We start from the raw sequence: 26,220 nt of genomic DNA, 5'->3' as shown, positions 1-26,220 counted from the left end.
CTAAGCTGGGAGGGTGAAGCGGATTCCCTCTTGGTTGACCTACACCGTGCTGCGTCTGGTGGTGTTCGTCGTCCCGCTGATCGTCCTTCTCGTGATCGGCATCGTCTGGTGGGCCGCAGTCATCGCCGCTGCTCTCATCGGACTCTGCCTGTCGTACATCCTGCTCAGCAAGCCGCGCAATGCGGTCTCGTCAGACCTGTACGCCGCTCGTCACCGGGACAAGCCGGCACCGTCGCCTGACGACGAGGAGGACGCCGCGATCGACACGGCGCAGTCCGAAGCCGCTGGCTCCGAAACCGCCCGGTCTGAGAATCCTCAGCCCGGCGCGGTCCGGTCTGACGCCAGCCGGTCTGACGCCAGCCGGTCCGACGCCAGCCGGTCCGACGCCAATCGGGGCGGAACCGCCTCCGGTCAGAAGGCGTAGGCCGCGCCGAGCGCGAGCGCCACGAGCAGCCCGGTGAGACTGGTGAGCTGCAGCGCGGTGACGAGTTCGCGCGGTGCCCTGCCGAAGAGCGTGATGACGCAGGCGGGAAGGGCCGCGAGCAGCGCGAACATCCCGAACCACGCGAACGGGTAGAACAGCGCGAGCACGGCCAGGATGCCGAACGGCACGAGCAGGAACACGCAGAACACGATCCGCGAGGCCATGTTGCCCAGAAGGACCGCGAGGGTGCGCTTGCGGGCCTGCTTGTCCGGTCCGATGTCGCGGATGTTGTTGACCATGAGCACCGCGCACGCGATCAGCCCCGCGATGACTCCGCCGAACCATGCCTCCTGGTTGACCGATCCGGCCAGCATGTACGTCGTGCCGGCCGTGGCCACCAGGCCGAAGAACACGAACACGAACACTTCGCCGAGCCCGTAGTAGCCGTAGGGACGCTTGCCGCCGGTGTAGAACCAGGCTGCGGCGATGGCGGCGGCGCCGACGATCAGCACCCACCAGTACTGGGTGAGGAGGACGAGGATGAGCCCGGCGACGGCCGCCAGGCCGAAGAACGTGAGGGCGACGGTGAGCACCTTCTTCGGCGCCGCCTTGCCCGATCCGGTGAGTCGGCCCGGCCCGACACGGAACTCGTCGGCGCCGCGGACCCCGTCGGAGTAATCGTTCGCGTAGTTGACGCCGATCTGGAGCAGCACAGCGACCGCGAGGCAGAGCAGCGACCGCACTGGGTGCCAGATGCCGGCCCCCTCGATGACCTTGGCCGCCCCGACGCCGATGAGCACGGGAGCGATCGCCAGCGGCAGCGTGCGCAGCCGAGCGCCGGCGATCCAGTCGGCGGTCGTCGCCGGACGTACCGCCGAGGACTTCGCACCCGGGCGTCCGCTCCTGCCGCCTCGTGGTCCTCGCGCCGGCGGGGGCGCCATCCGCTGCATCCGGGAGTTGTTCTGGCTCATCACAGACCGAATCGTAACAACAACGGCTATGTCTCCGATTCCGCAGGGCCGTCGATGCGCGCGAGACGGGCAGCGCTCACGCGGTCCGGCTTACCACTGCCGAGGCGAGGCAGGTCTGCCACCGTGACGATCCGTGCGGGTGCGGACGCCCGCCCCAGCTCGCGGACGACCAGTTCGCGAATGTCGTCGAGGCTGTCGCTGCCTGTCGCGACGACGACCGGCACCTGTCCCCACTCGTCGTCGTCCGCGGCCACCACGACCACGTCGCCGAGCGCCGGCACCGCCCGGACGAGGCGTTCGACCGCGTCGAGGAGCACTTTCTCGCCGCCGGAGATGATCACGTTGTCCGATCGCCCGCGCACCGTCACTCGCCCGTCGACGACTTCGCCGAGGTCACCGGTGCGATACCAACGGACGCCACCGTCGTCGTGGAACGCGGCCGCCGTTCGTTCGTCGTCGCCGATGTAGCCTTCGGCCAGGATCGGGCCGCTGATCTCGAGCAGCTGATCCACCGCCCGCACGACGGTCGTGCCGATGGGCACACCGTCGTAGACGCAGCCCCCTGCGGTCTCGCTCGAACCGTAGGTGGTCAGGAGGCGGGCGCCGAGTGACTCCGCGCGCTCACGGAGCCCCGCGTCGAGCGACTGTCCCCCGATCAGCATGCCGTCGTATCGCTGTAATGCCGTACCGGCGTCTCGGGCACCTCCCTCGGCGGCCTCGACGATCCGTGCGAGCTGCACGGGCACCAGCGACGTGTAGCACTGATCGCCGTCGAGTTCGCCTGTCAGCTCGGCGAACCGCAGCGGATCGAAATGCCCGCCGCCGTAATACACGGGCTCTGTGCCCGCAGCGAGCGAGCGCACCAGCACCTGTGCACCCGCAACGTAGTGCGCGGGGAGCGCGAGCAACCACTGCCCCTGACCTCCCATCGCGCCGGCAGAGGCCGCCGCGCTCGCGAGAAGCGCGTCGGCGGAGAGCGCGACCCGCTTCGGCACACCGGTCGATCCCGAGGTCTCGATGATGAGCGCGACGTTCTGCGGCGCCCGTTCGCCGCTCCGCGGCCACTCGCTCGACGGTGCCACACGCCACGGTGCCGCACGCGACGGTGCAGCGCGCGAGCGTTCCGCGCTCGACCGTTCCGCGCTCGAGTGTTCCGCACTCCGCGGAACGACCGCCGACCCGCCATCGGCGAGGGCCGACCGGAGCGCCACGAAGACGTCCTCCGGCTGACGCGCATCCACGACCCGGTAAGCCCGCGTCACGATCCCACCCAGCCGCCTGGATTCGGCGCCACCGCCCCGCTCAGTACTGCCATGGGAAGGGCGACCAGTCCGGCTCGCGTTTCTCCAGGAATGCGTCGCGCCCCTCGACCGCCTCGTCGGTGCCGTACGCGAGCCGCGTTGCTTCTCCGGCGAACACCTGCTGACCCACGAGTCCGTCGTCCACCGCGTTGAACGCGAACTTGAGCATGCGGATCGCCGTCGGCGACTTGGTGAGGATCTCCTCCGCCCACTCGACCGCCGTCTCCTCCAGCTCGGCGTGCGGTACGACGGCATTCACCGCTCCCCGCTCGTACGCGCGCTGCGCGGAGTACTCCCGAGCCAGGAAGAACACCTCACGAGCGAACTTCTGCCCCACCTGCCGTGCGAAGTAGGCGCTGCCATAGCCGGCGTCGAACGAGCCGACATCGGCATCGGTCTGCTTGAACCGCCCGTGCTCCGCGCTGGCGATGGTCAGGTCGCAGACCACGTGCAGAGAGTGCCCTCCCCCGGCGGCCCAGCCCGGAACGACCGCGATGACCACTTTGGGCATGAAGCGGATGAGTCTCTGCACTTCGAGGATGTGCAGGCGTCCGCTCCGGGCACTGTCGATCCCCGCGGCCGTCTCGCCGTCGGCATACTTGTACCCGTCGCGGCCGCGGATGCGCTGGTCGCCGCCGGAGCAGAAGGCCCAGCCGCCGTCTTTCGGGCTCGGCCCATTGCCGGTGAGCAGCACCACCCCGATCCGCGGGTTGGTCCGCGCGTCTTCCAGGGCGGCGTAGAGTTCGTCGACCGTGTGGGGCCGGAACGCATTGCGCACCTCTGGCCGGTTGAAAGCGACACGCGCGATCCGCCCGGTGGCGTCGTGGTGATAGGTGACGTCGGTGAGCGCCCCGATACCGGGGACGTCCCTCCACACCGCAGGGTCGAAGAGGTCTGATACTGCTGAAGACATGCCTCAAGCCTACGATCGCGCCGATCGGGGCGGCGGCTCGCGTGCCAAACTTGTGGAATGCTGGCCCACCTCGACGATCTGTTAGGGACGGCGCGCGTCGTCCAGCTTCCGATGCGGTCGCGCTTCCGCGGCATCACCCTCCGGGAGGCAGTCCTCTTCGAGGGGCCCGAAGGTTGGACCGAGTTCTCCCCGTTCGTCGAATACGGCGACGAGGAGGCCGCCGCCTGGCTGCACGCCGCCATCGACTTCGGTTGGCGCGCCCAGTCGGCGCCGCTGCGTCGCGAGATCCCGGTCAATGCGACTATCCCGGCCGTCGCCGCCGAAGCGGTGCCCGACGTCCTCGACCGATACCCCGGCGCACGCACGGCCAAGGTCAAAGTCGCCGAGCCGGGTCAGACGCTTGCCGACGATGTCGCTCGAGTGCGCGCCGTCCGCGACCGGCTGGGTCCGGAGGGCCGCGTCCGGGTCGACGCGAACGCGCTGTGGAATGTCGACGAAGCCGAACACGCCATCCATGCGCTCGCCCCGTTCGACCTCGAGTACGTCGAACAACCGTGCGCGACCGTCGAGGAGCTCGCGGAGATTCGCACTCGCACCCGCTATATGGACATCCCGATCGCCGCGGACGAGAGCGTCCGCAAGGCGAGCGACCCGCTTGCGGTCGCACGCGCCGGCGCCGCCGATCTGCTCGTGATCAAGGCGCAGCCGCTCGGCGGCGTCCACGCGGCCCTCCGGATCGTCGCCGAAGCGGGCCTCCCTGTGGTGATCTCCAGCGCGCTGGACACGTCGGTCGGCATCGCCATGGGCGCCTACCTGGCGGCCTCGATGCCCACGCTCGAATTCGACTGCGGGCTCGGGACGGTCGCCATGTTCGAGGAGGATGTCGCGGTGTCGCCGCTGGTACCCGTCGACGGCGCCATCCGCGTCGAGCGCCCGGAGGTCGCAGTCGCTCAGCTCGAGCGTCTCAGCGCGCCCGACGGCCGCCGCGACTGGTGGCTCGATCGCGTCCGCCGGTGCTACCGGTTGGTCGAACGCGCGACGGCGCTCTGACGACCCGTCAGCGCCACTGCCGGATCAGACGTAGAGCCGTTCCGGAACATCCAGGCCGTAGATCGCTCGGCCCGAGTCCCAGATCGCCGCGCACGCGGCTCTCAGCAGGTCGAGCTCGTCGTCGCCCTCGCTGAGAATGCGGACGCCGTTGCCCTCGATGCCGACGGTCGACTTCCCGACGGTCACCGCGCCGTTGCGCGCTGTCGTCACCTCGGGATACGGTTCGTCGAGCCCGCGCAGATCGCGCAGGATATAGGTCGGACGGGAATCGGCGTCCGCGGCCAGGAGCTGCTTCGCGCGGTCGATTCCGGTCAGGACGAGCGCCGAGGCGATCCCTGAACGGTTAGCACCGAGAATGTCGGTGTCGAGTCGGTCACCGATGTACAGCGGTTCGGTCGCCTGGAACCGTGCGATGGCTTCGTGGAAGATCGCCACCTCGGGCTTGCCTGCGACAAGAGGCAGCCTCCCGGCGGCCGTGTGCACAGCGGACACGAGCGTACCGTTTCCCGGCGCGATGCCGCGCGCGACCGGGATGGTCCAGTCAGTGTTCGTCGCGATCCACGGACGTTCGCTGTCGCTGCGTCCCTGCAGGGCGAACGCCGCCTCCGCCAGCTGTGCCCAGCCGACCTCAGGGGCGAACCCCTGGATCACCGCCGCCGGGTCGTCGTCCGCGGAGCGGGTGACCGAGAAGCCGCCCTTCTGCACTTCGTCGACGAGGCCGTCGCCGCCCACGACGAGGATCGTCGATCCCGCCGGAACATGCTCGCTGAGAAGCCGGACCGCCGCTTGCGGCGACGTCACCACATCGCGCGGGGTGACGTGGAGGCCGAGGTCGCTCAAGTGGGCAGCGACGGACGCGTCGGTGCGAGACGCATTGTTGGTGATGTAACCGACACGGATGGTTTCCGCGACGCCGTTGAGGCTCTCGACCGCGTGCGGGATCGCGTTCGGACCGGTGTAGACCACACCGTCGAGGTCGGCCAGCACCAGGTCGACGCCTGTCAGGGGCGTCACCGCCTCAGTCGTCCGTCGAAACAGCGCCATCGTCCGGCTCGCCCTCCAGCTCGAAGTCCTCCTCGATCACCTGGACGGTCTCGAGCTCGCCGTCGGCGTGCGCCTCCTCCAATGCCGACTCTGCACGCTCTGCGCGCTCCCGCCACGTCGCAGCGTCGGTCGAACGATTGAGGGCCTCGAGCACCTCCGCATAGGCGTGGAACAGGTCGGGGCTCCAGCTGAACGCCCGGTTCGGGTCGAGCTGAGGGATCTCCAACTCCGCAAGTGCCGCCTCGTCCTGACCGAGGTCGAGGCGCGCGCCGGACATCGCGATCGCCAGCGAGACCTGCACGTCCGTCGGGAGGGTCCCCCTGTCGACGGATCGCCCGAGCTCGAGCGCGCGGTCGGGCCGGCCGACCCCGCGCTCACTGTCGACCATCAACGCGATCTGGTCGTTCGAGCCGGTGATCCGACGGTAGGTGCGCAGCTCCCGCAGGGCCAGCGCGAAGTCGCCGGTGGCGTACGCCGTGATCGCGAGCGTCTCGCGAACGACGCCGATGCGACCGGCGCGACGGGAGGCCGACAGGGCGTGGCGGTGCGCCAACTCGGGATCAGTCTCAATGAGCCGGGCGGCCATGACCAGATGCTGCGCGACCCAGTCCGCATTGTCCTTGCTCAGCGTCTTGAGCTCGACACGCGCCTCCTTCGCGAGTTGACGGGCTTCGACGTCGTCTGGCAGATCTGGGTCGTCGTGGTGGGGACGAACGGACTGCAGCTCACGTGCCCGCGCCGCCTCGGCATCGAGTTCGTGCTCATGGTCACGCGTGAACCGATCTCCGCGCGCGGGCCGGCCATCTTTCGTCCAGAGCTTGTCGTCGGAGCGGCCCGCACCCGAGCGACCCCCCTGGCCTCCCTGTCGGCCACCGCTGCCGCCCGCGTTACCCGGTTTCCGGCTCGAATCCCACGAACCGCCCTGACGTGGGGCGCCGCCATGGCGCGCGCCCCCTGTCTGACGCGGAGCCCCGCCGTCACGCTGCGGGCGGTCGCTGCGCTGACCACCACGGCCGCCGTGAGCGTCGCGGCCGTACTGGCTGCCGCTTTGACCATCGCGTCGATACTGGCCGCCGCTCTGTCCGTCGCGGCCGTACTGGCCGCTACGGCTTCCGCCACCGGCTCCACCGCGCTGGCCCTCCCTATTCCAGCTGCCGTCACGCTGCTGGTCGCGATTGCCGGACCGCGCTGGTCCGCCCGACCGCGAGCGACCACTGCTGGTGCTTCGTCGCTGAGAGCCGTCGCCGGACTGAGGGCGCCCGTGTCCCTGCGCGGACGAATCACGCCGTGGCCCGCCGTCATAGCCGCCGCCTTTGCCGGAACCCCCGCGATTCGTGGATCCGCCGCGGTCGTACGATCGGCCACCGCTCTGGGAACGACCTCCACTTGAGGAGTCGTCGCGTCGTCCGCGATCGGTGCCGCGGCCGCGGTCGTCGCCGCGGGACGCGGGCGTCCTGTCGTCGTCTGCCGGTGTATCGCTCACGACTTCTCCCTGTCGAGGTGGCGGGCTTCTGCCCAGCCTAGGTGCGTGGATCGCGCTAGGAACCGCTCGCGCGAAATTGTGCCGTTAACGCGAAATGGCCACCCATCACTGGGTGGCCATCTCACAAAGAAGTCCGGCGGTGTCCTACTCTCCCACAGGGTCCCCCCTGCAGTACCATCGGCGCAGAGAGTCTTAGCTTCCGGGTTCGGAATGTAACCGGGCGTTTCCCTCTCGCTATGGCCGCCGAAACACTATTGATGTATCAAAGTGAACGATCAAGCTTCGCTTGAATCAGTTCTCGACCGTACATCGAGAACCACATAGTGGACGCGTGCAATCTCAGCCCCTCATACCAGCCTTACAACGGTATGAGAGTGGTGATTATCAAGTTATCGGCTTATTAGTACCGGTCAGCTCCATGGGTCTTTAGTCCCCACTTCCACATCCGGCCTATCAACCCAGTAGTCTAGCTGGGAGCCTCTCGCCCGAAGGCATGGAAATCTCATCTCAAGGCCGGCTTCCCGCTTAGATGCTTTCAGCGGTTATCCATCCCGAACGTAGCTAATCAGCGGTGCTCCTGGCGGAACAACTGACACACCAGAGGTTCGTCCAACCCGGTCCTCTCGTACTAGGGTCAGATCCTTTCAAATTTCCTACGCGCGCAGCGGATAGGGACCGAACTGTCTCACGACGTTCTAAACCCAGCTCGCGTACCGCTTTAATGGGCGAACAGCCCAACCCTTGGGACCTACTCCAGCCCCAGGATGCGACGAGCCGACATCGAGGTGCCAAACCATGCCGTCGATATGGACTCTTGGGCAAGATCAGCCTGTTATCCCCGAGGTACCTTTTATCCGTTGAGCGACAGCGCTTCCACAAGCCACTGCCGGATCACTAGTCCCGACTTTCGTCCCTGCTCGACTTGTCAGTCTCACAGTCAAGCTCCCTTGTGCACTTACACTCGACACCTGATTGCCAACCAGGTTGAGGGAACCTTTGGGCGCCTCCGTTACTTTTTGGGAGGCAACCGCCCCAGTTAAACTACCCACCAGGCACTGTCCCTGAACCGGATTACGGTTCTAAGTTAGATATCCAGAGTGACCAGAGTGGTATTTCAACAATGACTCCACGAACACTAGCGTGCCCGCTTCACAGTCTCCCACCTATCCTACACAAGCCACACCGAACACCAATACCAAGCTGTAGTAAAGGTCACGGGGTCTTTCCGTCCTGCTGCGCGTAACGAGCATCTTTACTCGTAGTGCAATTTCGCCGAGTTCGCGGTTGAGACAGCTGGGAAGTCGTTACGCCATTCGTGCAGGTCGGAACTTACCCGACAAGGAATTTCGCTACCTTAGGATGGTTATAGTTACCACCGCCGTTTACTGGGGCTTAAATTCTGAGCTTCGCCGAAGCTAACCCTTCCTCTTAACCTTCCAGCACCGGGCAGGCGTCAGTCCGTATACATCGTCTTGCGACTTAGCACGGACCTGTGTTTTTAGTAAACAGTCGCTTCCCACTGGTCTCTGCGGCCTTCAAACGCTCCAGGAGCAAGTCCTTTCACGCCTCAGGCCCCCCTTCTCCCGAAGTTACGGGGGCATTTTGCCGAGTTCCTTAACCACGATTCTCTCGATCTCCTTGGTATTCTCTACCTGACCACCTGAGTCGGTTTGGGGTACGGGCGGCTGGAACCTCGCGTCGATGCTTTTCTTGGCAGCATAGGATCACCCATTTCGTCAATTAAGACTACGCATCGTGCCTGGGCCTATGTGAGAGACGGATTTGCCTATCTCTCGGCTTACACACTTACACCGGGACAACCATCGCCCGGCTGGGCTACCTTCCTGCGTCACACCTGTTAATACGCTAGCCGCACCAGCATGGGGTCGAGCGTTAGGCCCGGACCTTCACCCCGAAGGGATCCGTGTCCAGGATTAGGACTCTTAGCACCACTGGATTAGCTTGGGCGGTTCTTCGCCGGTACGGGAATATCAACCCGTTGTCCATCGACTACGCCTGTCGGCCTCGCCTTAGGTCCCGACTTACCCAGGGCGGATTAGCCTGGCCCTGGAACCCTTGGTCTTTCGGAGGACGGGTTTCTCACCCGTCTTTCGCTACTCATGCCTGCATTCTCACTCGTGTGGCGTCCACGGCTGGTTCACACCGCCGCTTCACTCGCCACACGACGCTCTCCTACCCACCAACACGGCTGGACCACGAAGGCCTACCAATAATGTCAATGCCACAACTTCGGTGGCGTGCTTGAGCCCCGTTACATTGTCGGCGCGGAATCACTTGACCAGTGAGCTATTACGCACTCTTTCAAGGGTGGCTGCTTCTAAGCCAACCTCCTGGTTGTCTGTGCAACTCCACATCCTTTCCCACTTAGCACGCGCTTAGGGACCTTAGTTGGTGGTCTGGGTTGTTTCCCTCTCGACGATGAAGCTTATCCCCCACCGTCTCACTGCTGCGCTCTCACTTACCGGCATTCGGAGTTTGGCTGACGTCAGTAACCTTTTGGGGCCCATCGGCCATCCAGTAGCTCTACCTCCGGCAAGAAACACGCAACGCTGCACCTAAATGCATTTCGGAGAGAACCAGCTATCACGAAGTTTGATTGGCCTTTCACCCCTATCCACAGCTCATCCCCTCAGTTTTCAACCTAAGTGGGTTCGGCCCTCCACGACGTCTTACCGTCGCTTCAGCCTGGCCATGGATAGATCACTTCGCTTCGGGTCTAGGACATGCGACTGAATCGCCCTATTCAGACTCGCTTTCGCTACGGCTACCCCTCACGGGTTAACCTCGCCACATATCGCTAACTCGCAGGCTCATTCTTCAAAAGGCACGCTGTCACCCCTACAAGGAGGCTCCAACGGTTTGTAAGCAAACGGTTTCAGGTACTATTTCACTCCCCTCCCGGGGTACTTTTCACCTTTCCCTCACGGTACTTGTCCGCTATCGGTCATCTGGGAGTATTTAGGCTTATCAGGTGGTCCTGACAGATTCACACGGGATTTCTCGGGCCCCGTGCTACTTGGGATACTCTTCGCGCCATTGGACCATTTCGGCTACGGGGTTGGCACCCTCTGTGACTGGCCTTTCAATGCCATTCGCCTATGATCCTCTGTAACGCTTGCAGTTCGGCAGAAGCTGCTGAAAAGTCCCGCAACCCCGACCATGCAACGCCTGCCGGCTATCACACATGATCGGTTTAGCCTCTTCCGGTTTCGCTCGCCACTACTAACGGAATCGCTTTTGCTTTCTCTTCCTGTGGGTACTGAGATGTTTCACTTCCCCACGTTCCCTCTACCCGCCCTATATATTCAGGCGGGAGTCACTGGGTCACCTTGCGGGCCCAGCGGGGTTTCCCCATTCGGAAATCCTCGGATCAAAGCTCGTTTATCAGCTCCCCGAGGCTTATCGCAGATTACTACGTCCTTCTTCGGCTCCAGATGCCAAGGCATCCACCGTTTGCTCTTAGAAACTTGAAATCACATGAGTTTTAGAATCGATCGACGTCTCATCTGCCGAAGCAGACTCTGACGCAGATTGACCAATGATCTATAAGTCAGTACATGAAGTACTGCTTTTGATCTGTGATCCGAACCCGAAGGTTCGGATCTAAGATGCTCGCGTCCACTGTGTAGTTCTCAAAGTACGGGCGGTACCTTCTCTGCCCGGCCGAGTTATGGCCAACAAGAAAAGGTCCGAGGTCCAGTTCTCGTCCGATTGGACGAGGCCCGGTCCCTCAGGACCCAACAGCGTGCATGTGCAGACCCTCCTGGTCCGAACCGTTCCTACCCACAAGGAGCGTACTGAGTTCGAGCCGATCGGCTCTGCACCAATGTCAATGTTCCACCCATGAGCTAACCGGCTGAGAGCCAGTCTTACCGAAGTGGCAAGTACTGTCTCAGATCCGGCGCCTGGACACCCGAGGGTGCCAGATGCTCCTTAGAAAGGAGGTGATCCAGCCGCACCTTCCGGTACGGCTACCTTGTTACGACTTAGTCCTAATCACCGATCCCACCTTCGACGGCTCCCTCCACAAGGGTTGGGCCACCGGCTTCGGGTGTTACCGACTTTCATGACTTGACGGGCGGTGTGTACAAGGCCCGGGAACGTATTCACCGCAGCGTTGCTGATCTGCGATTACTAGCGACTCCGACTTCATGAGGTCGAGTTGCAGACCTCAATCCGAACTGAGACCGGCTTTTTGGGATTCGCTCCACCTTACGGTATTGCAGCCCTTTGTACCGGCCATTGTAGCATGCGTGAAGCCCAAGACATAAGGGGCATGATGATTTGACGTCATCCCCACCTTCCTCCGAGTTGACCCCGGCAGTCTCCTATGAGTTCCCGCCATTACGCGCTGGCAACATAGAACGAGGGTTGCGCTCGTTGCGGGACTTAACCCAACATCTCACGACACGAGCTGACGACAACCATGCACCACCTGTTCACGAGTGTCCAAAGAGTTCCCTATTTCTAGGGCGTTCTCGTGTATGTCAAGCCTTGGTAAGGTTCTTCGCGTTGCATCGAATTAATCCGCATGCTCCGCCGCTTGTGCGGGCCCCCGTCAATTCCTTTGAGTTTTAGCCTTGCGGCCGTACTCCCCAGGCGGGGCGCTTAATGCGTTAGCTGCGACACGGAAACCGTGGAATGGTCCCCACATCTAGCGCCCAACGTTTACGGCGTGGACTACCAGGGTATCTAATCCTGTTCGCTCCCCACGCTTTCGCTCCTCAGCGTCAGTTACGGCCCAGAGAACTGCCTTCGCCATCGGTGTTCCTCCTGATATCTGCGCATTCCACCGCTACACCAGGAATTCCATTCTCCCCTACCGCACTCTAGTCTGCCCGTACCCACTGCAGGCCCGAGGTTGAGCCTCGGGTTTTCACAGCAGACGCGACAGACCGCCTACGAGCTCTTTACGCCCAATAATTCCGGACAACGCTCGCACCCTACGTATTACCGCGGCTGCTGGCACGTAGTTAGCCGGTGCTTTTTCTGCAGGTACCGTCACTTTCGCTTCTTCCCTACTAAAAGAGGTTTACAACCCGAAGGCCGTCATCCCTCACGCGGCGTTGCTGCATCAGGCTTGCGCCCATTGTGCAATATTCCCCACTGCTGCCTCCCGTAGGAGTCTGGGCCGTGTCTCAGTCCCAGTGTGGCCGGTCACCCTCTCAGGCCGGCTACCCGTCGTAGGCTTGGTGGGCCGTTACCTCACCAACTACCTGATAGGCCGCGAGTCCATCCTTGACCGAAGTTCTTTCCACGCACAGGAGATGCCTCCGTGCGTCATATCCGGTATTAGCTTCCGTTTCCGGAGGTTATCCCAGAGTCAAGGGCAGGTTACTCACGTGTTACTCACCCGTTCGCCACTAATTCCCCAGAGCAAGCTCCAGGTTCATCGTTCGACTTGCATGTGTTAAGCACGCCGCCAGCGTTCGTCCTGAGCCAGGATCAAACTCTCCGTAAAATGTTTTGCTCCACGTCGCAAGCGACTGGAAACATAGTGCAGGATCGAGAGGAAATATCTCTTCTCCTGCGAGTTTGTCTTGACTAAATTCGAATGTCTGACATTCGTTATCTAATCCAAAGGAATCTCTGCATCGACTTTCAGACCGAGGTCTTCGGGTCAATGCCGAGGTTTTTGGCATTTGACATTGTGCACGCTGTTGAGTTCTCAAGGATCGGACGCTCTCACCTTCAACCCTCTCGGGTTTCTCTGTGAGGCAACTTCTCTACTTTACCACTCTCTGTCAGTTTGTCAAGTTGGCCGTTTCGCGCTTGTTCGTTCATCCATCGTGAGATACATCCGAATTGCACGAACCGAACCGGTTAGACCTGCTCAGTGAGTGGGTTAATCCTAAGCACACCGAAGCAGCTCAATCAAGTTGAGATTTGCCGCTAGGCTTAGGATTTGGTCCCGCTTGAGGCCGGGGAGCTCTTCGGCTCTCCCGCACCTTTGGGGTGACAAGTAAGTACTTTACGCACGCCCTCGGAGCGTCGCAAATCCCGCCGACATCCCGGGCGTGTCGCACGGTCGCTTCCGTGTGATTCCGCGGAAGCCCGCCCCTCTAGACGCAGAAACGCGGCCGCCCCGAGGGGCGACCGCGTCTGAGAGCGGATGGCGGATCAGCTCACGATCCGAGACCCGAATAGGCGTGCAGTCCGTGGAAGAACACGTTGACGATGCCGAAGTTGAAGAGCACCGCGGCGAAGCCGATGATTGCGAGCCACGCAGAACGCGATCCCCGCCAGCCGCGTGTCGCCCGCGCGTGGATGTAGCCGGCGTAGATCACCCAGATGATGAACGTCCAGATTTCCTTCGTGTCCCAACCCCAGTAGCGACCCCACGCCTTCTCGGCCCAGATGGCTCCGGCGATGAGCGTGAACGTCCAGGCGATGAAGCCGACGATGTTGATCCGGTACGCGAGGTTCTCCAGAGCGACCGCGCTCGGAAGGGTGGTGAGGAACTTGAACTGCTGCGGACGCGACTGCGCGACCTGGCTTTCGCGGCGGTACTGCAGCAGTTGCAGTCCAGACAACGCGAATCCCAACGCGAAGAACGCCGTGCCCAGCACAGCCACGATGATGTGGATCACCAGCCAGTACGACTGGAGCGCCGGCTGCAGCGGGACCACCGGAACGTAGTACCGCAGCAGGGCGATTCCCTGGAGTACCAGGACCAGTCCGACGATGAACGTGCCGAGGTATGTGATGTCCCACTTGAGGTTGGCGAGCAGGAAGACGCCGATGATGACCAGCGTGCCGGTCAGCGAGAACTCCCACATGTTCGCCCACGGCACCCGGTCGGCGGCGATGCCGCGAAGCAGTGTGGCGACGGCGTGGAAGAAGAAGCCGACGATGGTGAGCCCGAAGGCCCAGCGGATGGAGGTCGACGACACGTCGCCGTTCATCACGTCGTCTTCCACGCGGGAGCTGATCCGGGACGACAGCCTCCCCAGTGCCGACGACGGCTGAGCCGACGCAGGCTGCGGCGCCTGGCCTCCCGATGCCGAGAGCGTGGTCGTGGTCGTGGTCGTGGTCGCCCCGACGGGGGCCGCGACTTCGGCCCGGCGTGCGACGGCGCTGGGAACCACGGCGGCCTCGTCGGCGGTCGCCCTCGCCCCGCGCCGGGCGAGATCGAGAGCGAACGCGATGAATGCCGCGGCGTAGAACCCCATCGCCACGTAGATGAAGACCGTGGAGAACTGGGACAGGGTATCGGTCACGATGAACTCTAATTCGTCGGGGGTCGGGTGAGGAGGGCGGTGTGCTCGTCGGCGACAGCGGAGACTGCGGCGATCAGATTGGGGTCCTCGCCTCGCGCGAGGCCAGCGTACTCCAGCGTCAGGGATCCGTCCGGGTTCTCGACGGCCTTCACCCAGATGCGTCGGCGGGGCACGAACAGCGATGTCAGCAGGCCGCCGAGGATGAGCACGGCGAACAACAGCACCCAACCCTGGGCGGGGTCGTGGTGAACGTCGAGCGAAGCATACCGTTTGACATCGCCGAGCGAGATGGTGCCGAGGCCGTTGGGTAGGTCGACCGTCTGCCCCGGCTTCAACTGGAGCGCCTTGGTCTTGGTGCCCGGGCCGGCCAGCTGGGTCATCTTGTCGGTGTTCAGGCTGTAGACGGACTGCGGCAGGCCGCTGTCGACCCCGAGGTCTCCGGCGTACACGTTGAGACTCAGGACCGGGTCGTCCAAGCCGGGGAACGTCGAGGTCAGGGCTCCCGCCGCAGTGTCGCTCTTGCCGACGGTCGGATAGAAGAAGCCGATCATCCCGACCTGCTCGTGCAGGCCGTCGGGGACCTTCACCCAGCCGAGCGACGTGAGCCGGGCATCCTGGGCGATGAAGGGCACCGAGTCGCTGAACACGACCTTGCCCTGCGGATCCTTGACGGTGATCGTCGGGGCATAGCCGTTGCCCAGCAGATATACGTTCGTGCCGCCGATGGCGAGCGGGTCGTTGACCTTGATGGTGGACGAGCCCCGGGCGTCGCCTGGTCCGTTCGTCGTCACCTTCGCGGTGTAGTCGAGCGGGGTGCCCACGGCGTTCGGGTTCTTGGTCTCATACGCGACGTCGAGGCTGTCGACCCGGATCGAGAACGGCTCGAGCGATCCGTCGGAGAAGAAGCGGCCGGGGTTGAACGAGTTGTACGACGGGAGGCTGTTCACGAAGCTCTGCCCGACGACCACCACCTTCTGCCCGGTGTAGCCGAAGCCGCCGCCGATCCCGACCGCGACCAGGACACCGAGGAGCGCGACGTGGAAGACGAGATTGCCGGTCTCGCGCAGGTAGCCCCGCTCCGCAGAGACCGAGGTGGACCTGGCGTCCTGATAGAGCGAAACGCGGTAGCGCGAACGGCGGAGAACCTGCCGTGCCGTCTCGATCGGGTTCGGCACGTCGTCACGCAGCTCGGCCGGCACGGTCCGCGCCTGGAAGCCGGACATGCGTGTCAACCGCAGCGGTGTCTTGGGCGGCCGTGCCCGCAGCGCCCTGGCATGGTGCGCGGTGCGCGGGATGACGCAGCCGATTAGTGAGGCGAACAGCAGCAGGTAGATGGCCGAGAACCAGAACGACGTGTAGACGTCGAACAGCTGGAACCTGTCGAGCACCGGAGCCAGCTGCGGGTTGTCGCTGAAGTACTTGGTGACGCCGCTGGGGTCCGCCCCGCGCTGCGGGAACAGCGAGCCGGGGACGGCTGCGATCGCGAGCAGCAGGAGGAGGAACAGCGCCGTGCGCATGCTCGTGAGCTGGCGCCAGGCCCAGCGCAGCCAGCCCAGCGGTCCGAGCCTGGGCTGGACGACGTCCGGGTCTTCTCGAGCCGGAGCGACGTCGATGTGGTCAGATGGCCGGGACAAAGCCGGAGATCACCCCCAGGAACTGGGACATCATGGCGGTCCAGAGACCCGTCGCCATCAGGACGCCGATGACCACCAGCAGTGCGCCTCCGATGATGTTGATGACGCGGATGTGTCGCTTGAGGAAGGCGACGGAGCCGGCCACCCAGTCGAAACCGAGCGCGACGAGCAGGAACGGTATGCCGAGCCCGATGCAGTAGAACAGCCCGAGCAGCGCTCCTCGCCACGGGGAACCGCTGCCGACGCTCAGCGCGCTGATAGCGGCGAGGGTCGGGCCGATGCACGGCGTCCAGCCGAGGCCGAAGACGATGCCGAGCAGCGGTGCTCCGATGAGTCCCGTCGCGGGCCTCCAGGTCGGTTTGATCGTGCGCTGGAGGAAGGAGAACTGGCCGATGAACACGAGCCCCATCAGGATGACGAGCACCCCGAGCACACGGATGACCACCTCCTGCCACCGCACCAGCCAGAGACCGAGCGCGCCGAAGGCGGCCCCGTAGGCGACGAAGACGACGGCGAACCCGAGGACGAAGAGCGCCACTCCGAGGAGCACGCGGCTGCGGTCCCGCTTGGCGCCCGGGTCGCTCATCCCACCGACATAGGCCAGATATCCGGGCACGAGCGGGAGCACGCACGGCGACGCGAACGACACCAGCCCGGCGAGGATGGCGATGGGCAGGGCGAGCAGGAGCTGTCCGCTGAAGACGATCTGGCCGATGTCCACGGCTATTTTCCGGCCACGGCGTCGGAGATGAGCGAGTCGAGGATGCTCTTGTCCGGGATCGCGCCGAGGACGCGGGCGGCCACGCGGCCCTCTTTGTCGATCACGAGGGTGGTCGGCGTCGCCTTGGGCGGGACGGTCTTGCTGAACGCAAGGAGCACCAAGCCGGTGTCGCGGTCGAGGACGGACGGGTAGGTGACGCCCTTGTCCTTCTCGAAGCTGGCGGCTGTGCTCGCCGAGTCGTAGAGGTTGACGCCGAGAAAGCTCACGCCCTGCGGCGCGTACTTCTGCGACAGCGATTGGAGGTCGGGCGCCTCTACCCGGCACGGCGGGCAGCCCGCGTACCAGAAGTTGACCACCAGGACCTTGCCCGCGTAGTCCTGTGACGACACCGAGGTGCCGTCGGCGAGCGTGCCGGAGAACGCGACAGGCGCGCCGCGGTTGGCGGAGGCGTACTCGCTCACGCTGCCGTCGCCCGCGATGTAGTTCTGGCCGGTGCCGGAGCGGTACTGGGTGGCGAGCGCGTCGGTGGAGGTGCAGCCGGAGAGGAACAGTGCGGTCGCCGCAGCGATGGCCGGGACGACGAGCGCGAGCCGTGCGCGGGTGGAGAGCGGGGAACGGGAAGTCACACGGCCCCCACATCGGTCGCAGAGCTGCTGAGGCTGCCCGCCGGCTCGGCGTAGCCGACCTCGACGACGCGGACCACCGGCGGCGCCGACGGATCGGCCGCCACCGGCTCCTCGCCCGGCCGTGGCTGCGGAGCGGGCGCGGGCTCCGTGGTGCGCTCGAAGGTCGTGATGCTGGAGAGGGCGCACCGGCGTTTGCGCGGGTCGTGCGGAAACCGCTGCCCCGCCACCGAGAGGTGGGCGACCCAGATCGGGAGCTGGTGGCTCACCAGGACCACGTCGCCGGACTCCACGGAGTCGAACGCGTCGTCGATCGCGGTCAGGATGCGCTTCTCGATGCTCGAGTAGGCCTCGCCCCAGCTGGGCCGAGGCGGATAGACCAGGAACGGCCAGTTGACCGGGTTCTTGAGGGCGCGGCGCATGTTGGTGCCCTCGAAGTGGTTGGTGGGCTCGATGATCCGCTCGTCAACCATCGGCTCGAGCCCGAACGCCGCCGCGATCGGAGCGGCGGACTCGCGCGTGCGCTGCAGAGGCGAGACGCGCAGGGACGACATCGGGCGACCGCGGGACGCCAGGTCGTCGGCCGCCGCCAGGGCCATGCGGTGGCCGAGTTTGGAGAGGCCGAAGCCCGGCAGCCTGCCATACAGGATGCCGTCGGGATTGAACACCTCTCCGTGACGGACGAGATGGACTTGGCTTGCTACCACCGCTCTAGTCTAAGGAGCGCTTTGCCTTGAATTCACTGTGCGCCGGAGCGCCGGGTGTGTCTCCCGATCCTGTGGCGTGGCGAGCATGGTGCTGGTGGTCGTCTCGCAAGGCCGAGGAGGGAGTCGATGCGGGTTTCATCGATGACCGACGAGAACGCCGCGAGACGACCACCAGCACCAGCGCAGTAGCCACAGGGTCGGGGGACACACCCGAGGGTGCGTCTCGGCCGGCTTCGGCGGTAAATGCGGGCGGTAGGCTTGTCGATCGTGACCGCACGCGTTTTGATCAAAGACCTCGCCGCTCTTGCCGACGGCCCCGTCAGCGTCGCCGGATGGGTCGAGACCGTCCGCGACCAGAAGAAGGTGCAGTTCATCGTGCTGCGCGACGAGTCGGGCGCTGTGCAGCTCGTGAATCCGCGCACGGTCGCCGAGGACGGCACCATCGTCGCCGACGAGCCCGCCACGACCATCTCGGGCCTGTCGCAGGGCTCGTTCGTGCGCGCCACGGGCGAGCTCAAGCACGACGAGCGCGTCAAGCTCGGCGGCATCGAGATCAAGCTGAGCACCCTCGAAGTCGAGACGGCCGCGATCCCGGAGACCCCGATCGCCGCGGACAGCGGAATCGACAAGCGCATGGACTGGCGCTTCCTCGACCTCCGCGAGCCCAAGCACAACCTCATCTTCCGCGTGCAGACCACGCTCGAGCACGCGATGCGGCAGTACTGGGTCGACAACGGCTTCATCGAGATCCACACCCCCAAGCTGATGGCGTCGGCCTCCGAGTCGCGCGCGGAGCTCTTCGAGCTGCCGTACTTCGAGACGACCGCGTACCTCGCCCAGAGCCCGCAGATCTTCAAGCAGATGGCTCAGGCGGCGGGCTTCGGCCGCGTGTTCGAGATCGGGCCGGCGTTCCGCGCCGACCCGAGTTTCACCAGCCGTCACGCCACGGAGTTCACGAGCATCGACAGCGAGCTGAGTTGGATCGACAGCCACGAGGACGTCATGAAGGTGCACGAGGACCTCCTCATCGCCGGGTTCACCGCTGTCAAGGAGAAGCACGGAGCGGAGATCGAAGCGCTCTTCGGCGTGGAGGTCACCGTTCCGACGACGCCGTTCCCACGCATCCCGCTCGCCGAGGCCAAGCGCATCGTGGCCGAGCAGGGCTACGAGGTGCCGCGCGCCGACGACGACATGGACCCGGAGGGCGAGCGCCGGATCTCCGCATACGTCAAGGAGACCTACGGTCACGAGTTCGTGTTCCTGACCGACTACGCGTCGAGCATCCGCCCTTATTACCACATGCGTCACGCCGACGACCCGTCGATCACCAAGAGCTATGACCTCATCTTCAACGGCGTGGAGATCTCGACCGGCGCTCAGCGCGAGCATCGCGTGGACATCCTCGAGAAGCAGGCCGTCGACAAGGGCCTGTCGGTGGAGGAGCTGGAAGACGTGCTCGCGACCTTCCGATACGGCATCCCCGCGCACGGCGGGTTCGGGATGGGGCTCGCACGCGTGCTCATGCTGATGCTGCACCTGTCGAACCTGCGCGAGACGACCTACCTCTTCCGCGGCCCGACACGACTGACCCCGTAGCGGACAGTGCGGTCCAGCGCTCCCCCGCGACCAGGATGTGACCCAGGAAGCGGAGCCCGATCGTGGCCGCGGCTTGATCGAGCCGTCGGGTGAGCACCGTGTCGGCCACCGAGGGGTCGAGCGATCCCGACGGATGGTTGTGCGCGACCGCGAACGACCTGCCGCCACGGGTGAGGACCGCCTGCAGGATGTCGGCCGGCTGGATCGAGCGTTCGTCGACACCGCCGTCGCGCAGCATCACCAGCTCGAGCGGTCGTGCGGCGCGGTCGGCGACCACCACGACGAAGCGCTCGCTGTCGCGGTGCAGCAGCTCCGGCCGCACGACGTCGGCGACCGCCGTGTGATCGACCAGGCGCGTCCACGACGACGAGCGGCCGGCGCGCCTCCAGATCTCGATGATGGCGACGAGGCGCCCTGCGGTGGCCGGACCGACGCCCGGAAGTGTCTCGAGCCGCGCGAAGTCCATCGTCGCCAGCCCAGGGAAACCTCCGCAGCGCGCGAGGATAGACCGCGCGAGCGAGAGGACGCTCCTGCCGGTCTGCCCTGAACCGAGGACGAGCGCGAGTACCTCGTCGTCGGTGAGCGATCCGACGCCGAGTCGCCGCATCCGCTCGCGCGGACGGTCGTGGCTCGGAACGTGGGCGAGGGACTGCTCGGCTTCTTCCGCGACGGACATGCGTCCACGCTACGAAAGTGCTGCGACCTGACGGCCGAAGCGGACCAATCTGTGGACAACTGCCTCTGAGCCTCATCCTGTGGATGACAATGGACGGAGAGTATCCGGCAACGAAGGAGTCGCCCCGCAATGACCAGTTCCCTCCCCGTACCCCGACCGAACGACGTCGTCATCCTGTCGGCGGCTCGCACGCCGCTCGGCAAGATCCTGGGCTCGCTCGCCAGCCAGAGCGCTGTCCAGCTCGGGACCGTCGCCCTCCGCCGCGCGCTCGAGCAGTCCGGTGTCGACGCCGCGGACGTCGACGCGGTGATCTTCGGCCAGGTGCTCCAGGCGGGCGCCGGCCAGAACCCGGCCCGGCAGACTGCCATCGGCGCGGGCATCGGCTGGAACGTCCCAGCGACCACGATCAACAAAGTGTGCCTCTCCGGCCTCGCGGCCGTGATCGACGCGGCCCGCCTCATCCGGGCCGGCGAGGCGACGGTCGTCGCGGCCGGCGGTCAGGAGTCGATGACCAACGCCCCGCATGTCCTGCCGGGCTCGCGGAAGGGCTGGACCTACGGTTCGATCGAGGCCGTCGACTCCGCCGCGTACGACGGTCTGACCGACGCCTTCGACAAGATCTCCATGGGCGCCTCCACCGAGCGGTACACCGAGAGGCTCGGGCTCACGCGCGAGGCCCAGGACGCCTTCGCGGCCTCCTCGCACCAGCGCGCCGGCGCCGCGGCGGCCTCCGGAGTCTTCGAGGACGAGATCGCGCCCGTCAGCATCCCCCAGCGCAAGGGCGACCCGGTGGTCGTCGCGGCCGACGAGGGCGTCCGACCGGACTCTACGGCGGAGGTGCTCGCCAAGCTGCGGCCGAGCTTCGCAGCCGAGGGCACGCTCACGGCGGGCAACTCCTCGCCGCTCAGCGACGGCGCCGCCGCGCTCATCCTCACCTCGCGCGAGAACGCCGAGCGTCTGGGACTGGACTGGCTGGCGGTCGTCAGCGCGAGCGGACAGGTCGCGGGCCCGGACAACTCTCTGCACTCGCAGCCGTCGAACGCGATCCAGGCGGCGCTCACGCGAGCGGGCTGGAACGTGGAGGACCTGGATCTGATCGAGATCAACGAGGCCTTCGCCGCCGTGGCGCTGCAGTCGACGGCGGACCTCGACCTCGACCCGGAGAAGGTCAACATCCACGGAGGCGCGATCGCGCTCGGGCACCCGATCGGGGCCTCCGGAGCGAGGCTCGCCGGTCACGCCGCGCACGAACTCGCACGACGGGGCTCCGGACGGGCGGCCGTGGCTCTCTGCGGTGGCGGCGGGCAGGGAGAAGCTCTACTGCTCTGGCGCTAGCGGAGGACGCTCCGGACCGAGGCGGGCCGAAAGAGCAGCGAACGGAGGAGATCCGGCCCGCGATGGGACGGATCTCTCCGTTGCTGTTCGGCTGCCGGCGCAGCCCGGGTCAGCGGCTCAGGTGGCGCTCGGCAGGGCCGGTGTACTGCGAGAGCGGGCGGATCAGGGAGTTGTCGGCATACTGCTCGAAGACGTGGGCCGTCCACCCGCTGACGCGCGCCGCGGCGAACAGCGGCGTGAAAGTCTCGGTGTCGAACCCCATCAGGTGGTAGACCGGGCCGGAGGGATAGTCGAGGTTGGGCTTGATGTTCTTGCGCTCGCCCATCGCGTTCTCGAGGGCGTCGTAGAGGTCGAGCATGTCCTGGCGCCCGTAGTGCTCGACGAGCGCCTCGAGCGCGGAGCGCATCGTCGGCACCCGGGAGTCGCCGTTCTTGTAGACGCGGTGACCGAAGCCCATGATCTTGCGTTTCTGGGCCAGCGCGTCGTCGAGCCACGCCTCCGCCCGGTCAGCACTGCCGATCTCGTCGAACGCGTGCATCACGGCCTCGTTGGCGCCGCCGTGCAGCGGCCCCTTGAGCGCGCCGATCGCGCCGGTCACGGCCGAGTAGATGTCGGAGAGGGTGGAGGCGATCACCCGCGCCGTGAACGTGGAGGCGTTGAACGAGTGCTCGGCGTAGAGCACGAGCGAGACCCGGAAGACGTCTACCACCACGTCGTCGGGCACCTCCCCGAACGTCAGCCACAGGAAGTTGCGTGCGTAGTCGAGGTCGTCCCGCGGTTCCACGAGATCGAGCCCGCGACGCCGACGCTGGATGTATGCCACGATCGTGGGCAATTGCGCGAAGAGGTAGACCGCCCGGCCAAGATTCAGCTCGGGGTCGAGGATGCCGTTCTCCTGCTCCAGCGTCGGGTCGAGGCCGCCGAGTTGGCTGACCGCTGTGCGCAGCGCGTCCATCGGGTGCGCCGAGACGGGGATGTCGTCGAGCGCCCGACGGGTGCGGTCGTCGAGCCGGCGCAGGCCGCGCTCCAGCTTCTCGAAGCCCTCCAGCTCCTCCGCCGTGGGCAGCTCGCCGTGCCACAGCAGCCAGGCGACCTCCTCGAACGAGCACTGAGCAGCCAGCTCCTGCACCGGGTAGCCACGGTAGAGCAGCGAGTTGGTCTGCGGGTTGACGGACGAGATGGTCGTGGTGTCGGCCACGACGCCGGCGAGGCCCTTGTGAATCTCAGGGTCGGTCATGTGCTGCTCCTTCGCTGCTGTGCTGGTCGGGGCTCGTGGCGGTCGGGGCTCATGACGGTCGGGGCCGTGAGCAGCCCTCAGCGGCGCACCTCGAAGTCGAACACCGAGGTGTCGAACGCGTTGTATCCCTGGTAGTCAATCAGGTCGTAGAGGTCGGCGCGATGCTGCATCGTGACGGTCGAGGTTCTCGTCGCTGCGACGCACGGACGTGTGAGACTTCACACGACGAACCTACCGCGCCTACGCTCCTCTTCATGGTCCCGGCTCCCTCCCTGCTCGCGTTCGCGATCGCGTCGATCGCGCTCATCGTCATCCCCGGGCCGAGCGTGTTGTTCGTGATCGGGAGGTCACTGGCCCTCGGCCGATTGGGCGGCCTCCTGAGCGTGCTCGGAAACGCCCTCGGGATGCTGCCGCTCGTGATCGCAGTGGCGCTGGGGATCGGGGTCCTCGTCGCCCAGTCGTTGGTGGTGTTCACGATCATCAAATTCGCCGGCGCTGCCTACCTGATGTACCTGGGAGTGCAGGCGATCCGCCATCGCCGCCACACCGCCGTGACGCACGAGGCGACGCCGCCCCGGCGTTCGCGTCTGCGCATCCTCGGCGAAGGGTTCCTCGTCGGATTGACCAACCCGAAGTCGCTGGTGTTCTTCGTGGCGGTGCTTCCCCAGTTCGTCGACTATCGGGCCGGCTCCATCCCGGTGCAGCTCTTCGAGCTCGGCGTCGTCTTCCTCCTGCTCGCGCTGACGTTCGACAGCGTCTGGGCGCTCGCCGCCGGCACCGCCCGAGTGTGGTTCGGACGGTCGCCGAAGCGCGTCGAACGGCTCGGCGCCACAGGCGGCGTGCTCATGATCGGTCTCGGCGGGGTCCTCGCGCTGACGGGGAACAAGCACTGAGCGGTTAGATGTCCCCCGCGGTCGCCACCGGGACCAGCACGGCGCGAGCCAAGGTGTGGAAGTGGGCGTTGAAGCCCAGCACCGCCGGTGTCGACTCGGGGTCGAGATCGAGGTGGTCGATGTCCAGCGCGTGCACCACGACGTAGTAGTGGTGCGCGCCCGTCCCCGGAGGCGGGCCCGCGCCGGTGAAGCTCTTGGATCGCAACTCGTTCGAGAGCATCGCCGCGCCCTGCGGCAGGGAGGCCCCGCCCTCCGCTCCCGCGCCGGCCGCCAGCGAGGTCACCGAGGCCGGGATGTTGTAGACCGCCCAGTGCCAGAAGCCGGAGCCGGTGGGCGCGTCGGGATCGTGGATGGTGATGGCGAAGCTCTTCGTCTCGGCGGGGAAACCGCTCCAGGACAGCTCCGGCGAGACGTCGCCGCCGCCACCGCCGGCTCCCCACTGTGCTCGCGCGAGCGGCCGGTCGTCTGCGATGTCATCGCTCGTGAGGGTGAACTGAGGTACGGCGCCGAAGCGCTCCAGCGGATCTCTCGACATGGAGCCAACCTACGCCCGCTGCGTGGACTCCGTCAGGTCCGATCGCTCCGGCTGTTTGCGGAAGCGCTTGGGCAAGCCCACGATGCCCCAGCCGGTCACCCGCAGCATCGCCTCCGCGACGATGCCGCCGGTCATCTTGGACGCGCCGTGCTCGCGCTCGACGAACGTGATCGGCACCTCCACGACGGCGAGACCCGCGTCGTATGCCCGACGCAGCATGTCGATCTGGAAGCAGTAGCCTTGGCTCTCGACGGCGTCGAAGCGAATGCGTCGCAGCGCATCCGCCGTGAACGCCCGATAGCCTCCGGTGACGTCGCGCGCACGCACCCCGAGGCAGAACCGCGAGTAGGCACTGCCGCCGCGGGAGAGCAGTCGGCGATGGGCCGGCCAGTTGACCACGCCGCCACCGGCGACCCAGCGGGATCCGAGCACCAGGTCGGCGCCGTCCGCGCCGTCGCCCGACGGCATCGCGCGCAGAGCGGCAAGCAGCGACGGGAGTTCTTCAGGGCGGTGCGAGCCATCCGCGTCCATCTCGACGACTGCCTTGTAGCCGGCGTTCAGCGCCCAGGACATGCCCGCGCGATACGCGGCGCCGAGGCCCTCCTTGCCCGCGCGGTGCAGGACGCGCACGCTGGCGTCGGTCGCGGCGAGCGCGTCGGCGATCTCGCCGGTGCCGTCGGGCGAGCCGTCGTCGACCACGAGCACGTCGACCTCCGGCGCGGAGACGCGGATCCGTCCCACGACGGTCCCGATGTTCTCGCATTCGTTGTACGTCGGAAGGATCACGATGGTTTGCATACTCATACCATCATCCATTCTGCCGGATGGGGGGCGTACGAATCTGTCGGTATTCGCAGTCGGCGCTGCTAGCATCCCTCGGTGCCCGTCGCCAAGGTCCTGCTCTTCTTCGTCTTCACCCCGCTGCCCGATCCGGACGCGGTGCGGTTGTGGCAGCGCGATCTGTGCGAGTCCCTCGGTTTGCGCGGACGAATCCTGCTGTCGAAGGACGGCATCAACGGAACGCTCGGCGGTGAGCTCGGCGCGCTCAAGCGCTACGTGCGAAAGACCAAGGACTACGCCGCCTTCCACGGGCTCGACGTCACGTGGAGCGAGGGTTCCAGGCTGGACGACGAAGGCGCGAGCCTCGACTTCCCGCGGCTCTCTGTGCGGGTGCGCGACGAGATCGTCTCGTTCGGCGCCCCGGAGGAGTTGCGTGTCGATCCGACCGGCGTGGTCGGCGGCGGCGAGCGACTCGACCCCGACGGCCTCCACGCACTGCTCGACCAGCGGGACGACGTGGTGTTCTTCGACGGACGCAACCGCTTCGAGGCGGGGATCGGGCGCTTCCGCGACGCGGTCGTGCCCGATGTGGCCACCACCCGGGAGTTCGTCGCCGAGCTCGACAGCGGGCGCTACGACCACCTGAAGGACAAAGCGGTCGTCACCTACTGCACGGGAGGCATCCGCTGCGAAGTGCTCTCCGGGCTGATGCGCACCCGTGGGTTCGGAAAGGTCTATCAACTCGACGGCGGCGTGGTGCGCTACGGCGAGCGCTTCGGCGACGACGGCCTCTGGGAGGGTTCGCTCTACGTCTTCGACGGCCGCGGCTCAGTGCGCTTCTCGGACCACACTGCGGTCGTGGGCCGCTGCGCCGGATGCGGAGCGGCCTCCGACCGGATGCGCAACTGCACCGATGTCTCGTGCCGCGAGCAGCTCGTGGTGTGCGAGACGTGCTCGGCCCTGGCCTGCGCCACGCACGCCTGAGCAAGCGAAGGCGCCGACGCTCTCACCCGGAGCAATCGCCGGGAACCATTGCTGCCCGTTTCGCGTTGCGGC

At 65.8% G+C, this 26,220-nt stretch carries 21 protein-coding genes, 3 rRNA genes and 1 pseudogene; 7 read left to right on the top strand and 18 right to left on the bottom strand.

What is annotated here, in order from left to right; translation table 11 throughout:
* Positions 1-13: 13 nt before the first annotated feature.
* On the top strand, positions 14-424 hold the full coding sequence (locus ACPPVW_RS08230; RefSeq protein ID WP_426626007.1) for a DUF4229 domain-containing protein: 411 nt from the start codon (positions 14-16) through the stop codon (positions 422-424).
* Here ACPPVW_RS08230 and ACPPVW_RS08225 read toward each other — a convergent pair.
* The 3 genes from ACPPVW_RS08225 to ACPPVW_RS08215 are packed head-to-tail and all read right to left on the bottom strand — an operon-like array spanning position 412 to position 3,609.
* Positions 412-1,395, bottom strand: coding sequence for a 1,4-dihydroxy-2-naphthoate polyprenyltransferase (locus ACPPVW_RS08225; protein WP_426626006.1), 984 nt, complete (start codon positions 1,393-1,395; stop codon positions 412-414). The two genes, ACPPVW_RS08230 and ACPPVW_RS08225, sit on opposite strands and share 13 nt — an antisense overlap.
* A gap of 26 nt (positions 1,396-1,421) precedes the next feature.
* On the bottom strand, positions 1,422-2,657 hold the full coding sequence (locus ACPPVW_RS08220) for an AMP-binding protein (RefSeq protein ID WP_426626005.1): 1,236 nt from the start codon (positions 2,655-2,657) through the stop codon (positions 1,422-1,424).
* Positions 2,658-2,697: 40 nt separating this feature from the next.
* The gene (locus ACPPVW_RS08215) at positions 2,698-3,609 is read right to left on the bottom strand and encodes a 1,4-dihydroxy-2-naphthoyl-CoA synthase (RefSeq protein ID WP_426626004.1); all 912 of its coding nucleotides are present in this window, start codon (positions 3,607-3,609) and stop codon (positions 2,698-2,700) included.
* 57 nt (positions 3,610-3,666) lie between these two features.
* Here ACPPVW_RS08215 and ACPPVW_RS08210 point away from each other — a divergent pair, with 57 nt between their 5' ends.
* Positions 3,667-4,659: an o-succinylbenzoate synthase gene (locus ACPPVW_RS08210; protein ID WP_426626003.1), complete on the top strand. Its 993-nt coding sequence runs from the start codon at positions 3,667-3,669 to the stop codon at positions 4,657-4,659.
* A 24-nt stretch (positions 4,660-4,683) separates the two neighbouring features.
* Here ACPPVW_RS08210 and ACPPVW_RS08205 read toward each other — a convergent pair whose 3' ends face one another.
* Both ACPPVW_RS08205 and ACPPVW_RS08200 read right to left on the bottom strand, forming a co-directional pair.
* Positions 4,684-5,703 carry an HAD-IIA family hydrolase gene (locus ACPPVW_RS08205; protein ID WP_426626002.1) on the bottom strand — a complete coding sequence of 340 codons (1,020 nt, stop codon included), beginning with the start codon at positions 5,701-5,703 and terminating at the stop codon, positions 4,684-4,686.
* On the bottom strand, positions 5,678-6,289 hold the full coding sequence (locus ACPPVW_RS08200) for a hypothetical protein (RefSeq protein WP_426626001.1): 612 nt from the start codon (positions 6,287-6,289) through the stop codon (positions 5,678-5,680). The genes ACPPVW_RS08205 and ACPPVW_RS08200 overlap by 26 nt, the downstream gene beginning before the upstream one ends.
* A gap of 6 nt (positions 6,290-6,295) precedes the next feature.
* Here ACPPVW_RS08200 and ACPPVW_RS08195 point away from each other — a divergent pair, with 6 nt between their 5' ends.
* The gene (locus ACPPVW_RS08195) at positions 6,296-7,093 is read left to right on the top strand and encodes a hypothetical protein (protein WP_426626000.1); all 798 of its coding nucleotides are present in this window, start codon (positions 6,296-6,298) and stop codon (positions 7,091-7,093) included.
* A 224-nt stretch (positions 7,094-7,317) separates the two neighbouring features.
* Here ACPPVW_RS08195 and rrf read toward each other — a convergent pair.
* The 8 genes from rrf to ACPPVW_RS08155 all read right to left on the bottom strand — a co-directional run bounded on the left by rrf (position 7,318) and on the right by ACPPVW_RS08155 (position 18,112).
* Positions 7,318-7,434 (bottom strand): 5S ribosomal RNA (rrf, locus tag ACPPVW_RS08190).
* A gap of 132 nt (positions 7,435-7,566) precedes the next feature.
* Positions 7,567-10,680, bottom strand: a 23S ribosomal RNA gene (locus tag ACPPVW_RS08185).
* 464 nt (positions 10,681-11,144) lie between these two features.
* Positions 11,145-12,668: ribosomal RNA gene (locus tag ACPPVW_RS08180) — 16S ribosomal RNA — on the bottom strand.
* The 16S, 23S and 5S rRNA genes sit together here, the layout of an rRNA operon.
* 664 nt (positions 12,669-13,332) lie before the next feature.
* On the bottom strand, positions 13,333-14,427 hold the full coding sequence (ccsB, locus tag ACPPVW_RS08175; protein ID WP_426625999.1) for a c-type cytochrome biogenesis protein CcsB: 1,095 nt from the start codon (positions 14,425-14,427) through the stop codon (positions 13,333-13,335).
* 8 nt (positions 14,428-14,435) lie between these two features.
* Positions 14,436-16,061 carry a cytochrome c biogenesis protein ResB gene (gene resB, locus ACPPVW_RS08170; RefSeq protein WP_426625998.1) on the bottom strand — a complete coding sequence of 542 codons (1,626 nt, stop codon included), beginning with the start codon at positions 16,059-16,061 and terminating at the stop codon, positions 14,436-14,438.
* The gene (locus ACPPVW_RS08165; RefSeq protein WP_426625997.1) at positions 16,045-16,782 is read right to left on the bottom strand and encodes a cytochrome c biogenesis CcdA family protein; all 738 of its coding nucleotides are present in this window, start codon (positions 16,780-16,782) and stop codon (positions 16,045-16,047) included. The genes resB and ACPPVW_RS08165 overlap by 17 nt, the downstream gene beginning before the upstream one ends.
* 2 nt (positions 16,783-16,784) lie before the next feature.
* A complete protein-coding gene (locus ACPPVW_RS08160) occupies positions 16,785-17,408 on the bottom strand; it encodes a TlpA family protein disulfide reductase (protein WP_426625996.1) in 624 nt (207 codons plus the stop codon).
* On the bottom strand, positions 17,405-18,112 hold the full coding sequence (locus ACPPVW_RS08155; protein WP_426625995.1) for a histidine phosphatase family protein: 708 nt from the start codon (positions 18,110-18,112) through the stop codon (positions 17,405-17,407). Before ACPPVW_RS08155 ends, ACPPVW_RS08160 begins: the two co-directional genes overlap by 4 nt.
* 267 nt (positions 18,113-18,379) lie before the next feature.
* Here ACPPVW_RS08155 and aspS point away from each other — a divergent pair, with 267 nt between their 5' ends.
* Positions 18,380-19,708 carry an aspartate--tRNA(Asn) ligase gene (gene aspS / locus ACPPVW_RS08150; protein ID WP_426625994.1) on the top strand — a complete coding sequence of 443 codons (1,329 nt, stop codon included), beginning with the start codon at positions 18,380-18,382 and terminating at the stop codon, positions 19,706-19,708.
* On the opposite strand, the gene ACPPVW_RS08145 is transcribed toward aspS, so the two are convergent.
* Entirely contained in the window at positions 19,632-20,384 is a 753-nt protein-coding gene (locus ACPPVW_RS08145; RefSeq protein WP_426625993.1) for a JAB domain-containing protein, read from the bottom strand. The two genes, aspS and ACPPVW_RS08145, sit on opposite strands and share 77 nt — an antisense overlap.
* Before the next feature lie 129 nt (positions 20,385-20,513).
* Here ACPPVW_RS08145 and ACPPVW_RS08140 point away from each other — a divergent pair, with 129 nt between their 5' ends.
* Positions 20,514-21,719 carry an acetyl-CoA C-acetyltransferase gene (locus ACPPVW_RS08140; RefSeq protein ID WP_426625992.1) on the top strand — a complete coding sequence of 402 codons (1,206 nt, stop codon included), beginning with the start codon at positions 20,514-20,516 and terminating at the stop codon, positions 21,717-21,719.
* 109 nt (positions 21,720-21,828) lie between these two features.
* On the opposite strand, the gene ACPPVW_RS08135 is transcribed toward ACPPVW_RS08140, so the two are convergent.
* Positions 21,829-22,956, bottom strand: coding sequence for a bifunctional 2-methylcitrate synthase/citrate synthase (locus ACPPVW_RS08135; RefSeq protein ID WP_426625991.1), 1,128 nt, complete (start codon positions 22,954-22,956; stop codon positions 21,829-21,831).
* Positions 22,957-23,033: 77 nt separating this feature from the next.
* A pseudogene (locus tag ACPPVW_RS08130) lies at positions 23,034-23,126 on the bottom strand (methylisocitrate lyase); the annotation flags it as partial.
* A gap of 84 nt (positions 23,127-23,210) precedes the next feature.
* Here ACPPVW_RS08130 and ACPPVW_RS08125 point away from each other — a divergent pair.
* A complete protein-coding gene (locus ACPPVW_RS08125; protein WP_426625990.1) occupies positions 23,211-23,849 on the top strand; it encodes a LysE family translocator in 639 nt (212 codons plus the stop codon).
* 4 nt (positions 23,850-23,853) lie between these two features.
* On the opposite strand, the gene ACPPVW_RS08120 is transcribed toward ACPPVW_RS08125, so the two are convergent.
* Positions 23,854-24,384, bottom strand: a complete 531-nt coding sequence (locus ACPPVW_RS08120; protein WP_426625989.1) for a YbhB/YbcL family Raf kinase inhibitor-like protein — start codon at positions 24,382-24,384, stop codon at positions 23,854-23,856.
* Between the two features lie 9 nt (positions 24,385-24,393).
* Positions 24,394-25,182, bottom strand: a complete 789-nt coding sequence (locus ACPPVW_RS08115; protein WP_426626268.1) for a polyprenol monophosphomannose synthase — start codon at positions 25,180-25,182, stop codon at positions 24,394-24,396.
* Between the two features lie 81 nt (positions 25,183-25,263).
* Here ACPPVW_RS08115 and ACPPVW_RS08110 point away from each other — a divergent pair, with 81 nt between their 5' ends.
* Positions 25,264-26,148, top strand: coding sequence for a rhodanese-related sulfurtransferase (locus ACPPVW_RS08110; RefSeq protein ID WP_426625988.1), 885 nt, complete (start codon positions 25,264-25,266; stop codon positions 26,146-26,148).
* Positions 26,149-26,220: the final 72 nt, after the last annotated feature.

Source organism: Leifsonia sp. McL0607 (assembly GCF_049993355.1).
In the GTDB taxonomy this organism is placed as follows: domain Bacteria; phylum Actinomycetota; class Actinomycetes; order Actinomycetales; family Microbacteriaceae; genus Leifsonia.
This window is presented reverse-complemented; position numbering and strand designations above follow the sequence as displayed.